Below are 12,507 nucleotides of genomic sequence, written 5' to 3'. Positions count from 1 at the left end.
CGCGCTGTACGTCACGGTCGGCGGAGAGGAGACCCTCTTCGGGCACGCGGGCGAACTGCACCCGCGCGTCGTCAAGGAACTCCACCTGCCCGAGCGGACCTGCGCCATGGAGGTCGAGCTCGACGTCCTGGAGCAGGCCGTCGACGGTGCGCTCCAGGCGCCCCGGATCTCCACCTTCCCGGTGGCGACCCAGGACGTCGCGCTCGTCGTCGCCTCGGACGTGCCCGCGGAGACCGTGGAGAAGGCGCTCCGCGAAGGCGCCGGCGACCTGCTCGAATCGCTTCGGCTGTTCGACGTCTTCACCGGCGAGCAGATCGGCGAGGGCAGGAAGTCCCTGGCGTACGCGCTGCGGTTCCGCGCCCCGGACCGCACGCTGACGGTGGAGGAGGCCTCCGCGGCCCGCGACACCGCGGTCGCCCTGGCGACCGAGCGCACCGGGGCGGTCCTGCGCGGCGCGTAGGACCGAAGTGGTGAGAAGGGGCGTATCCGGGCCACCGGATACGCCCCTTCTGCTCCCGCCGGGCGGCCCGGGGACCGCGCAGGGGCCCTCCTGTCACCGGGGCAGTGGGGCTGTACGGTCCGGCACCGTCCGTCCTGCCACGGAGTGCCGGGCAGGCCGGCAGGACGAACGGCGCGGATGCGGGTCGTCGAACTGTTACGAGGGGGAGCCGACGACCCGGCCGCCTCTTGCGGGGCAATCATTCAACCGAGCGGCGCACCGGCGCGGCAGGGCGCACAGCGGGGCGGTCCGGGCATTGCGTTCACACCCCGTGTGAACCGTGCTCGACTAGGCTCATTGCGACACGCACATGGGGGGGCAATGGAGCCCAACGTCCTGCTCGAATCTCTGATCGATGAGGCGGGTGTGTCCCGAGCCGGGCTCGCCGGCCATGTCAACCAGGCCGGCCGCGCCCGAGGGCTGTGCCTGCGCTACGAACACACGGCGGTCGCCCGCTGGCTCAAGGGTCAGCGCCCGCGCGGGCAGGTCCCCGACCTGATCTGCGAAGTCCTCGCGGTCCGGCTGGACCGGCCGGTCACACTCGACGACATCGGCATGGGGGTCCCCGGGGCACGCACGGCGGTCCAGGAGGCCGGCCTCTCCGGATTCGTCGAGCGCGCGACCGCGCTGTGGCGCTCCGACGAACAGCAGCGTCCGCACCTCACCACCGCGCCCGCCGTCACGGGCACGACAGCCGTGATGCCGGTCTGGGAGTGGGAGAACCCGCCCGAGGACGCCGATGTCTCCCGCCCCGGGCCGTCCCGCGTGAGCATGGCGGACATAGCGATGCTCCGTGCGGCCCGCACACATTACGAACAGATGTACCGGAAGGCGGGCGGCATCGCGACCAGACCCCGCATCGTCGGTTTCCTCAACGCCGAGACCGCGCCGCTGCTGCGCGGCGGGTACGGCGATGCCACGGGGCGTCAGCTCCACCGCGCGACCGCCGGGCTGGTGGCCGTCGCGGGGATCTGCGCCTACGACTCCGACGCCCACGGACTCGCCCAGCGCTACTTCCACCAGGCCCTGCGCCTCGCCAAGGCCAGCGGGGACCGCGGACTCGGCGGCTATGTGATCGCGCTGCTCGTGAACCAGTCGCTGTACCTGGCCGAATTCCGCCGCTCCGTCGCCTTCGCCGAAGCGGCCCTGCGGGCGGCGGGCCCGCACATCACCCCGGCGCTGGCCACCGATCTGCACGCGATGCAGGCCAAGGCCTACGCCCAGCTCGGCGACCACCGCAGCGCCCTGGAGTGCATCGGCCGCGCCGAGGCCGAGGCCGGCCGCATCCGGAGCGCGGGCGAACCGGACGAGACGGGTTACGTCCAGCCGGGCCTCGTCAACGTCCAGGTGGCGGAGGCGCTGCTGAGCCTCGGGGATCTCGCCGGTGCCCGGGAGCACGCGGCGGCGGCCGTACGCTCCCCGGCGCACGATCGCGGAACCGTGCACCGGCTCGCCATGCTCACCCACCTCGAACTGCTCCAGGGTGAGGCGGACAAGGCGGCCGGAACGGCCTCGGAGATGGCGGAACGCGCCCGGGGCATGGAATCCCAGCGGCTCCGGGACCGGCTGCGCTCCGTGCGGGAACATCTGGCCACGAGCGGCAGCGCCGACGCGATGGCGGCGGCCCGGCTCATCGAAGGAGCGCTGCGCGTGCCTCTGTGAGCCTCGCTCCAGGAGTCGCCACACGTTCCCCTGCGCGGCGGGCCCTGCTCCGATGTTGCCATCAACCAGTCGGAAGGTGGCAGAACTGTGCAGTGGACGAACTTGAACGAACAGACTGTGTATGAGAATCGCTGGTTCCGGGTGAACCTGGCGGACGTCGTTCTCCCCGACGGCCGGCATCTGGACCACTACCTCATCCGGCTCAGGGCAGTCGCGGCGGCGACCGTCGTCAACGAGGCCAACGAGGTCCTGCTCCTGTGGCGGCACCGCTTCATCACGGACACCTGGGGCTGGGAGCTGGCCGCGGGCGTGGTCGAGGACGGTGAGGACATCGCCGTCGCGGCGGCACGGGAGATGGAGGAGGAGACCGGCTGGCGCCCCGGCGAACTGCGTCCGCTGATGACGGTGGAACCGGCCAACGGCCTCGTCGACGCCCGGCACCACCTCTTCTGGTCCAGAGAGGCGACGTACACCGGCCCCCCGGCGGACGGCTTCGAGTCCTCACGCCGCGAGTGGGTCCCGCTCGAACTCGTCCCGGACATGGTCGCGCGCGGTGAGATCCCGGCCGCCAACATGGCGGCCGGACTGCTGATGCTGCATCACATGCAGCTGGGGTGACGGCACACGCCGGTGCGGCGGGCCGCCGGGGCGGCCCCGGGCAGCCCGCCGCACCGGCGAAGGCGGCTCACCCGTAGGGGCAGGAACCCGAGCGGGGCCGATGCCGAATCCCTGGCGGATCTTCCGTAGGCCCCGAGGCAGTACCGACCGCATGTCTTCGATCGCCAAGGCCGTCCTCACCCTGGAGCGGCGGCGCCGGAGAAGCTGGATGGCACCCGCTCCTGGGCGCGTCGACCGACCGCTGGCACCGCCTGACACGGGACTATTCGGGCAGGCAATGCGTAGAGGCCGAAGGAGCCGCCGCGAGCCGGCCTACAGGAGGAGCACCCCATGAACGGGACGGACCAGATCATCCACGATCTGCAGGTAACCATCGACAGCGACGACCGCGGCCTCGGGACGTTGATCGAGAAGTCCCTGCGCAACGCCGGAGAACTCGCCGAGGCCCGCCTGGACACCGACCTGTTCGAGGCCCTCGACTGGCCGCAGTCCCTACCGGACTACTACGCCTACCTGAAGCGCTTCATCCGGTGGGTGCCACGTCAGTCCGACGCCGCGGCATGGAAAAAATCGGCTCCGGAGCAGCGATATGCCAGAGAGGTCAGCGACCGCCTGGCCCACTTCTTCTGGCTGATCGACCAGAAGGTGGGCGACGGCCGGACGGCCGTCGCCGAGAACTCGGACTCCTTCCGCGACTGGCTCACCGCGTTCGCTCGTCAATGGGGCAGCTTCCTGGACACCACGGAGTCCTTCAGCCAGGAGATCCTGGACTCGTTCATCCGAGATGCGCCCGAATACAACATCGAAGAATCCCTGGTGAACGGCCGGCCGAATATGCCCAGCGGCTGGTTGACCTTCAACCAGTTCTTCGCCAGGGAACTCAACCCCGGCCTGCGGCCCGTATGCGAGCCCACGAACAATATGATCGTAACCTCGCCGGCCGACTGCGAATTCCAGCATTGCTACGGTATCGACCAATCGTCAAACATCCCACGCACCACCATCAAGGAGACGCACCACTACGGAAACATCCAGCAGCTCATCGAGGGCAGCCAATATGCCGATACCTTCGCCAACGGCACCTTCGTCCATTACATGCTGCCGCCTTCGGCCTACCACCGCTACCACGTGCCGGTCTCCGGGCTGGTCAAGGAATCGTACGTGATCAGCGGGAAAGTCTATATGCAGGTCGACCTCGAGAACCACAAGCTCGTATCCAAGGACAGCGCCCAGAGCGGCTATGAGTTCTCCCAGGCCAGGGGGGTCCTCACGCTTGACACCTCAGGTTCGGACCACGGCGACCTGGGCATCGTCGCGGTCATCGCCGTAGGAATGGGCCATGTCGCTTCGGTGAACCTCACCACGGTCCCGGGCACTCACGTAGTCAAAGGCGAGGAGTTCGGCTATTTCCAGTTCGGCGGCTCCGACATCATCGTCCTGTTCCAGGACGGTGTCACTCCGGAGGTGAGCGACGACGAGGGATTCCGACTTGTCGGCTCGGTCATCGCGCGGTGCAGTCCAAGCGCTTGACCAGAGTTTCGGACCTGTCGCCCAGGGTCCTCGACCCAAGGCCCAAGGAGCCAGAACCCGCTTTCGTGAACAAAGACAATGGTGCTCCTGTCGAGGCCGGACAAGCACTCCCATGTGCCCGTCCGACCTCGCCAGGAGCTACGCTTGCAGCCGTGCAATGCCCTCGCTGGCCTTTTCCGGCTGCCCCGCCGGTGGGCAGACCCCTTCGGGCGGCGCGTCGCAAGGTGACACGGGTCAGCCTGTTGCGCACGCCCTGATCAGCGAAACCGTCACCACGCGGCACGACGGGGTACCACGCAACACGAACACCCACGGTCTCGTGATGCGTGGATCCCGGGTCCGGGTCGTCAGGGACCTTCTAGGGACTTTCAGCTCCGTCGGAGGGGCGTCCGAAGGAGTTTTCGCAGTACGAGCACGGAAGGCTGCGGCAGCGCTGAAAGGTCCAGGGCTTCGGACCCGTGCATCCGCGCCGTCGCTCCGTAACGCTCCGGCACGGCCCCGGATCGGCACCGGGAAGTGAGGCGTTACGAGCCGCACACGGTCCTGACCTCGGGGAACGTGCCCCGGCGGGCCCGGCGGTGTGAGCGCCGGGCCCGCTGGCGGGCGGTCACTCGTACGGGTAGAACCCCGAGCCCGTCTTGCGGCCGAGCCGGCCCGCGTCCACCATGCGCTGGAGCAGCGGGGGAGCGGCGTACAGCGGCTCCTTGTACTCCGCGTACATCGAGTCGGCGACCGAGGCCACGGTGTCCAGACCGATCAGGTCGGCGAGCTTGAGCGGGCCCATCGGGTGGGCGCAGCCCATCTCCATGCCGTTGTCGATGTCCTCACGGCTCGCGATGCCCGACTCGAACATCCGGATCGCGGAGAGCAGATAGGGGATCAGCAGGGCGTTGACGACGAAGCCCGACCGGTCCTGAGCGCGGATCGCGTGCTTGTCGAGCACGTTCTGCACGACGGCTTCGGCACGCTTTACGGTCGCGTCCGACGTCGTCAGCGCGGGGATCAGCTCGACGAGCCGCTGCACGGGGGCCGGGTTGAAGAAGTGGATGCCGATGACCTGGTCCGGCCGGGAGGTCGCCACGGCCAGCTTCACCAGCGGGATGGAGGAGGTGTTCGAGGCCAGGATCGCGTCCGGCCGGGTCACCACCTGATCGAGCACCTGGAAGATCTCGGTCTTGACCTGCTCGTTCTCCACGACGGCCTCGATCACGAGATCGCGGTCGGCGAACTCGCCGAGGTCGGTGGTGAAGCTGAGGCGGCCGAGGGTCCCGTCGCGCTCCTCCTCGGTGATCTTGCCGCGTTCGGCGGCCTTGGAGAGGGAGTTGTGAAGCCGGGTACGCCCTATCTCCAGGGCCTCACCGGTGGTCTCGGCCACCATGACATCGAGGCCGCTGCGGGCACACACCTCCGCGATGCCTGCGCCCATCTGGCCACAGCCGACCACTCCGACGCGTGCAATGTCGGCCATAGAGTCCGTCACCTCGTGCCTTTCGCTGATCTTCGTGCGGCAGTTCCCGTCTGATTCCGGTGCCCGCCTCGACCCCACGACGTTACTCCGTGACGCCACTCCGGCGAGCTGCGGGTCACGCGGCCCGGCGACGGGCATGATCTGCGTCACGCACTGCCGACGTGGCACACAGGAACAGGGAAACGAAAGGTGCACAGATGCGTCGTATGAGCCGGAGGTCCATGGTGCTGGGCGCGGCGAGCACGGTGGCCGCCCTGATGACGGCGGGTGATGCCGTTGCCGCGCGCGGGCCGGATTCCCCCCGGCACGGAAGCCGGGGCCGCAGGGCGCAGGCGAACGAGCTGCGCGGTGTGTGGATCGCCACGGTCGCCAACCTGGACTGGCCGTCCAAGCCGGGCCTGAGCGCCGCAGCCCAGGAGGCGGAGCTGACCGCCCATCTGGACCGCGCGGTCACCCTGCGGCTGAACGCCGTGGTCCTCCAGGTCCGGCCGAGCGCCGACGCCCTGTGGCCCTCGTCGTACGAGCCGTGGGCCCAGTGCCTCACCGGCGTCCAGGGCAAGGACCCGGGCTGGGACCCGCTGGGCACGGCGGTGCGCGAGGCACACGCCCGCGGGCTGGAACTGCACGCGTGGTTCAACCCCTACCGGGTCGCGAACCACACGGACCCCTCACGTCTCGTCGCCTCCCATCCCGCCCGGCTGCATCCCGACTGGGTCCTGCCCTACGGCGGGAAGCTCTACTACAACCCGGGACTGCCCGAGGTCAGGAAGTTCGTCCAGGACGCGATGCTCGACGCGGTCAGCCGCTACGCCGTCGACGCGGTGCACTGGGACGACTACTTCTACCCCTACCCGGTGGCGGGCCAGGTCTTCGGCGACGACGCCGCGTACGAAAGGTACGGCGCCGGCTTCCCGGACAAGGCGGCCTGGCGCCGCGACAACACCGACCGGCTGGTGCGTGAGACCTCCGAGCGGATCCAGGAGGTCAGGAGCGGTGTCAAGTTCGGGATCAGTCCCTTCGCGGTGTGGCGCAACGCGAAGACCGATCCGCTGGGCTCCGACACCACGGCCGGGGTACAGACGTACGACGACCTGTACGCCGACACCCGGAAATGGGTGAAGGAGGGCTGGATCGACTACATCTGCCCGCAGATCTACTGGAACATCGGCTTCTCCGCCGCCGACTACGCGAAGCTGCTGCCGTGGTGGGCCGGGACGGTCCGGGGCACCGGTGTCGGCCTGTACGTCGGTGAGGCGCTCTACAAGGCAGGAGATCCGGCCCAGCCCGCGGCCTGGCAGGACCCGGCGGAACTCTCCCGGCACCTCGACTTCGCCGTCGGCCATCCGGAGGTGGGCGGCCACGTCTACTTCTCGGCGAAGCACGTGAAGGCCGATCCCATCGGCGCCATGGCCCGGGTGGTGGCCGACCACTACCAGGACCGGGCCCGCACACCCCGCTGACCGTCCCGGACGCGTGCGCCGGGAACCACTCGTGCCCCCGGCGCACGCGCGCCCTACCGCTTCCGGTCCTCCGGGGCGGTGTGCTGGACGACGCTGTCGGGGCCCGGGGACCTGATCGATTCGTGTCCGTCCTCGAAGCGCAGGCGGTACGGGGGGCTGCCCCCGTCACCGAGCACCTCGATGATCTCTGCGACCCGGTCGTGCTGTCCCACGGTCCTGCCGTGCGTCAGCAGCCGGTCGCCCGTGTGTGCCTCCATCGGGGCTGACCTCCTCACGGGTGGCGGTCCATGTCGACAAGTCTATGACCGGGCGGGCGCCTCGGCTCCCGTACGGCGTGTCTCACGGCTTCCCGCCCGCTGGGTGACGGCGATGCACACCAGGACCGCCACCGCCGCGAGCGGAGCGGCGGTGGACACCTCCTCGCCGAGGAGGAGGAAGGACCAGACCAGGGTGAGCAGCGGCTGCGCCAGCTGGAGCTGACTGGCCCGGGGGACCCCGATCTCCGCCATGCCCCGGTACCAGACGTACAGTCCGAGGAAGGTCGAGCCGACGGCCACCCAGACCAGCCCCACCACCCCGTGCGCCGTGAGGCGCACCGGCTCGAAGGGCAGCGCCACGGCCGCGCCGGCCACCGCGAGCGGCAGGGAGAGGACGAGAGCCCAGCCGATCACCTGCCAGCCCGGCATCACCCCCGCCAGCCTGCCGCCCTCGGTGTAGCCCGCCGCACACACCAGCAGCGCCCCGAACAGGTAGAGATCACCGCCGGAGAGCTTTCCGCCGCTCTGCTGGACCGTGAAGGCGATCACCACCGCCGCCCCGGCGAGCGCTGCGGCCCAGAAGGCGCGCGGCGGGCGTGAACCGGTGCGCACGGCCGAGAGCAGCGCGGTCGTCAGGGGCAGCAGTCCCACGACCACGGCCGCGTGCGAGCTGGTGGAGGTCTGCAGTGCCAGCGAGGTCAGCAGAGGGAATCCGACGACCACGCCACCCGCGACGACCGCGAGACCGGCCCAGTGGCGGCGCGCGGGCACCGGTACCCGGCCGGCGAGCAGTGCGCCCCCCGCGATCAGTGCCGCGAGCACGCTGCGCAGCGCGACCAAGGACCAGGGGCCGAAGCTCTCCAGGCCCCATACGGTCGAGGGGAAGGTCAGCGAGAAGGCCAGCACGCCGAGCCCGGCGAGTGCGACGCCGCTCGCCGGGCCGCGGCGTGCGTAAGGACGGTCGGTGCCGACTGCTATCGTCGTCTGGGTGGTAGCGCTATCCTGTGCTCTCATGCATGAGCGTAGCAGTGTGTCCGATCTGGTTGTCTCTCTCAAAGGTGAGCTGAACCGCTACTCGCCAGGTGGAAAGCTGCCGTCGAGCCGGGCACTCGTCGAGCGGTTCAAGGTCAGCCCGGTGACCGTCTCCCGCGCCGTCGCGCAACTCGCCGCAGAAGGCCTGGTCGTCACCCGCCCCGGCTCGGGCTCCTTCCGGGCCGGACCCCGCGCCGCCGCGCCCGTCCCGGGTGACACCTCCTGGCAGGAGGTGACGCTCAGCGGGGACAGCGGCCCCGAGGTCGTGCCGCGCACCGTCGATGCCTCCGGTGTCCTCGTCACCCTTGCCGCACCACCGCCCGGGGTCATCGAATTCAACGGCGGCTACCTCCACCCCGGTCTCCAGCCCGAGCGTGCCCTCGCCGGAGCTCTGGCCCGGGCCGGACGCCGGCCAGGGGCATGGGGCAGGCCGCCCACCGACGGGCTGGCCGAGCTGCGCGCCTGGTTCGCCCGGGAGATCGGCGGCACGCTCACCGGGTCCGATGTCCTGATCACGGCGGGAGGGCAGAGCGCCCTGGCCACCGCCCTGCGGGCGCTCGCCCCGCCGGGAGCACCCGTGCTCGTCGAATCGCCGACGTACCCGGGGATGCTGGCCGCAGCCCGCGCCACCGGTCTGCGGCCGGTGCCCGTACCGATGGACGCCGACGGGGTGCGGCCCGATCTGCTTGAGGCCGCCTTCCGCGCCACCGGAGCGAGAGTCTTCGTCTGCCAGCCGCTCTTCCAGAACCCGACGGGTGTGATCCTCGCGCCGGAGCGGCGTGAACGCATCGTGCGGGCGGCCCGCGAGGCGGGCGCCTTCCTCGTCGAGGACGACTTCGCCCGCCATCTGGTCCACGCGGATGCGGGTCCGCTGCCCGAGCCCCTCGCGGCCCATGACCCGGACGGCGTCGTCGTCCATGTGCGCTCCCTCACCAAGATCACCTCGCCCAGCCTCCGCGTCGGCGTACTGGCCGCGCGTGGCTCCGTCCTGGAGCGGCTGCGTGCCATCCAGGTCGTCGACAGCTTCTTCGTGCCGCGCCCCGTCCAGGAGGCCGCGCTGGAACTCGTGGGATCCCCGGCCTGGGAGCGCCATCTTCGTACCGTGGCCGCCGAGCTGGGCAGCCGTCGCACCGTGATGACGGCAGCGGTACGCGACCGGCTCCCCGGACTGGCCCTGCCGCACGTGCCGTCAGGCGGCGGCAGCATCTGGCTCCGGCTCCCCGGGCCGGGGGCCGGTGAGTCCGCCCTGGTGTCCGCCGCGCTGCGGGCCGGGGTCGCCGTCGCCCCGGGCCGTCCGTACCACTGCGCCGAACCCCCCGCCGGGCACATCAGGCTGAGTTTCGCGGCCGTCTCGGGCCCGGCGGAGATCGCCGAGGGGGTCCGCAGGCTGCGCGCCGCCGTCGACGAGCTGAGGCCGCCGGGCGATAACCTCCCCGCATGAACGACAAGGACACCGCTGTGCGGCGCCACGAGATCTCCGGCGATCCCACGCGGCTCGACACGGCCCGCATCCACCACTGGCTGTCCACGGACGCCTACTGGGCCCTGGGGCGCACGCGCGAACAGCAGGAACGGGCGATCGCGGGTTCGCTCAACTTCGGGGCGTACGACCTCGCTTCGGGCGAGCAGACCGCTTACGCGCGTGTGGTCACCGACCGTGCGTCGTTCGCATGGATATGCGACGTGTACGTCGACCGCGCGGCCCGGGGCCAGGGCCTCGGCACCCGGCTCGTCACCGCCGTCCGGGACGAGCTGGCCCCGTCGGGGGTGCGCAGGTTCCTGCTCGCCACCAAGGACGCCCACGGGGTCTACGCGAAGCTCGGATTCACCCCGCTCGCCGAGCCGGACATGTGGATGGTCCTCCAGGCGGGCTGAGCGAGGGCGCGCGCGTGGCTGCCGGCCCTCTTGACCCGCAGGGCGCCCGGCCCCACCATCGCGCGCATGAGTGTTCGGGTGTCCCTGGTCGCCGCAGCACGCAGCTCCACCCTCCTCGCCGAGCGTTTCGACGACGACCGGCCGCTCGATCCCGCCGGCCGGCGCGAGATCCAGCTCGCCGCCCATACGCTGGTGCGGCTCGGCGCCGCCGAACTGCGCTACTGCTCGCCCGCCCCGCGCAGCCGCGCCACGGGCGACGCCCTCGGCTTCGCCCCGCTCCTCCAGCCCGCGCTGCGCGACTGCGACATGGGCCGGTGGCGGGGCATGACCCTGACCGAAGTGGCCGCCCGCGAGCCGGCCGGTGTCGACACCTGGCTCGCCGACCCGCGCTCCGCCCCGCACGGTGGTGAGTCCCTGCTCGCCTTCATATCCCGGGTGGGGGGCTGGCTCGACACCCGGCCGGTCCGCGAGGGCGCCCTCGTCGCCGTCGCCGAACCCGCCGTCGTCCGCGCGGTCCTGGTGTACGCCATCCAGGCTCCGCCGTCGACGTACTGGAACATCGACGTCCGCCCGCTCTCAGCCGTGACGATCACCGGACTGCCCGGCCGCTGGAGCCTCAGCCTCGAAGCGTTTCCGCGCTGACGGCCCGCCCGGCTGCCCGGACGGAGGAACCCCGCGTGCACCGGCTTCCCGCCGGTCCGACCAGTCGGTATGGTGCGTGGCACCGAGACGAGGAGAGCGACCCGTGCCGCAGATCCAAGGCCACTGTGACGACCGGTTCACCGCGGTGCGTGACGCGTTCGCGGCGAACTTCGCCGAGCGCGACGAGCTGGGCGCGGCGGTCACCGTCCTGCTCGACGGCCACCCCGTGGTGGACCTCTGGGGCGGCTGGGCCGACGGCGGGCGGACCCGCCCGTGGGAGCGGGACACCGTGGTCAACGTCTGGTCCACGACGAAGGGTCCGACCGCGCTCTGCGCCCATGCCCTCGTCGACCGCGGTCTCCTGGACCTGGACGCCCCGGTGGCCGCGTACTGGCCCGAATTCGCCGCGGCCGGCAAGGAATCCGTGCGCGTACGCCATCTGCTCTCACACCGCTCGGGGGTCGCGGGGCTGCGTGATCCGCACACCCTGGCCGAGCTCTACGACTGGGAACTGACCACCGCCCGGCTCGCGGCCACCGAGCCCTGGTGGGAGCCGGGCACCCGATCCGGCTACCACGCGATCTCGTACGGCTTCCTCGTCGGCGAGGTCGTCCGCCGGATCACCGGGCTGCTGCCCGGGGAGTTCCTGCGCCAGGAGATCACCGGGCCGCTCTCCATCGACTTCCATGTGGGCCTCCCGGAGGAGGACGCCGGCCGGGTCGCCGAACTCGTCCAGCCGAAGGCCGTCTCCCGTGAACAGGCCGCCCTGTTCGCCGCGATGGAGCCGGTGGCCATCGCCTCACTGCTCAACCCCGGCACGGGCACCGCCGCCGCCAACACCCCCGAGTGGCGTGCCGCGGAGATCCCCGCCGCCAACGGCCACGGCACCGCCCGCGCGGTCGCCTCCCTCTACGGCATCCTCGCCGGGCGGGGCACCCTCGACGGCCGGCGGATCCTGTCGGAGGCGGCGGCGGAGCGGGTCCGCGAAGGCCAGGGGCCCTGCCGTGACCTGGTGCTGGGGGCGGGCTTCACCCACGAGACCGAGCTGGGTCTCGGCCTCTGGCTGAGCGGCCCGAACTCCTCGTACGGTCCCAACCCGCGTGCCGTGGGCCACGACGGGGCGGGCGGTTCCTGCGGGCTCGCCGACCCGGAGGCCAGGATCGCCCTCGGCTACGTCATGAACCGCATGGGCCCGAACATCGCGGACGACCCCCGCAAGATGGCGTTGGTCGACGCGGTGTACGAGGCCCTGTGAGCTGCGGTCGGTAACCGACGCGGTGACGAGTGCGGCGAGCAGGGCGCGCCGCGTGCGGCCGGTCCGCGGACGGATCGCCAGGGGAAATCCTTCCGTACCGGATGGTTCTCGTTGAACCCGGCACCGAAGTCATGGACCGGCCCGTGCGGCCGGCGTCCCGCCCAGGGGCGCACCTGGCGTGCAGCTCACCAGTGCTACGGGCGGGGGGC

General features: G+C 71.1%; 11 protein-coding genes and 2 pseudogenes. 10 read left to right on the top strand and 3 right to left on the bottom strand.

The window, feature by feature from the left end; genetic code table 11:
- The 5 genes and pseudogenes from VN520_RS10180 to VN520_RS10160 form a co-directional block, all read left to right on the top strand.
- Positions 1–460 (top strand): annotated as a pseudogene (locus tag VN520_RS10180) (phenylalanine--tRNA ligase subunit beta); the annotation flags it as partial.
- 360 nt (positions 461–820) lie between these two features.
- Positions 821–2,161, top strand: a complete 1,341-nt coding sequence (locus VN520_RS10175) for a transcriptional regulator (protein WP_325746542.1) — start codon at positions 821–823, stop codon at positions 2,159–2,161.
- Between the two features lie 87 nt (positions 2,162–2,248).
- Positions 2,249–2,779, top strand: coding sequence for an NUDIX hydrolase (locus VN520_RS10170; RefSeq protein WP_325746541.1), 531 nt, complete (start codon positions 2,249–2,251; stop codon positions 2,777–2,779).
- A 112-nt stretch (positions 2,780–2,891) separates the two neighbouring features.
- Positions 2,892–2,975 (top strand): annotated as a pseudogene (locus VN520_RS10165) (IS5/IS1182 family transposase); the annotation flags it as partial.
- 134 nt (positions 2,976–3,109) lie between these two features.
- Positions 3,110–4,309, top strand: a complete 1,200-nt coding sequence (locus VN520_RS10160; protein WP_325746540.1) for a phosphatidylserine decarboxylase — start codon at positions 3,110–3,112, stop codon at positions 4,307–4,309.
- A 607-nt stretch (positions 4,310–4,916) separates the two neighbouring features.
- On the opposite strand, the gene VN520_RS10155 is transcribed toward VN520_RS10160, so the two are convergent.
- Positions 4,917–5,777, bottom strand: coding sequence for a 3-hydroxybutyryl-CoA dehydrogenase (locus VN520_RS10155; protein ID WP_325746539.1), 861 nt, complete (start codon positions 5,775–5,777; stop codon positions 4,917–4,919).
- Positions 5,778–5,974: 197 nt separating this feature from the next.
- On the opposite strand from VN520_RS10155, the gene VN520_RS10150 reads away from it, so the two are divergent.
- Positions 5,975–7,237, top strand: coding sequence for a glycoside hydrolase family 10 protein (locus VN520_RS10150; RefSeq protein WP_325746538.1), 1,263 nt, complete (start codon positions 5,975–5,977; stop codon positions 7,235–7,237).
- A 53-nt stretch (positions 7,238–7,290) separates the two neighbouring features.
- Here VN520_RS10150 and VN520_RS10145 read toward each other — a convergent pair whose 3' ends face one another.
- The gene (locus VN520_RS10145; protein ID WP_325746537.1) at positions 7,291–7,494 is read right to left on the bottom strand and encodes a DUF1918 domain-containing protein; all 204 of its coding nucleotides are present in this window, start codon (positions 7,492–7,494) and stop codon (positions 7,291–7,293) included.
- A 42-nt stretch (positions 7,495–7,536) separates the two neighbouring features.
- Positions 7,537–8,508 carry a DMT family transporter gene (locus VN520_RS10140; RefSeq protein WP_325746536.1) on the bottom strand — a complete coding sequence of 324 codons (972 nt, stop codon included), beginning with the start codon at positions 8,506–8,508 and terminating at the stop codon, positions 7,537–7,539.
- On the opposite strand from VN520_RS10140, the gene VN520_RS10135 reads away from it, so the two are divergent.
- The 4 genes from VN520_RS10135 (at position 8,507) to VN520_RS10120 (ending at position 12,298) form a co-directional block, all read left to right on the top strand.
- Positions 8,507–9,967: a PLP-dependent aminotransferase family protein gene (locus VN520_RS10135; RefSeq protein ID WP_325746535.1), complete on the top strand. Its 1,461-nt coding sequence runs from the start codon at positions 8,507–8,509 to the stop codon at positions 9,965–9,967. The two genes, VN520_RS10140 and VN520_RS10135, sit on opposite strands and share 2 nt — an antisense overlap.
- Positions 9,964–10,401: a GNAT family N-acetyltransferase gene (locus VN520_RS10130; RefSeq protein WP_325746534.1), complete on the top strand. Its 438-nt coding sequence runs from the start codon at positions 9,964–9,966 to the stop codon at positions 10,399–10,401. The genes VN520_RS10135 and VN520_RS10130 overlap by 4 nt, the downstream gene beginning before the upstream one ends.
- Before the next feature lie 66 nt (positions 10,402–10,467).
- On the top strand, positions 10,468–11,043 hold the full coding sequence (locus VN520_RS10125; RefSeq protein ID WP_325746533.1) for a histidine phosphatase family protein: 576 nt from the start codon (positions 10,468–10,470) through the stop codon (positions 11,041–11,043).
- A gap of 103 nt (positions 11,044–11,146) precedes the next feature.
- On the top strand, positions 11,147–12,298 hold the full coding sequence (locus VN520_RS10120; RefSeq protein WP_325746532.1) for a serine hydrolase domain-containing protein: 1,152 nt from the start codon (positions 11,147–11,149) through the stop codon (positions 12,296–12,298).
- The last annotated feature ends 209 nt before the right edge of the window (positions 12,299–12,507 follow it).

Source organism: Streptomyces sp. (genome assembly GCF_035563135.1).
GTDB lineage: Bacteria > Actinomycetota > Actinomycetes > Streptomycetales > Streptomycetaceae > Streptomyces.
The sequence above is the reverse complement of the archived record's forward strand: the minus strand, read 5'-3'. Positions and strand labels throughout refer to the sequence as shown.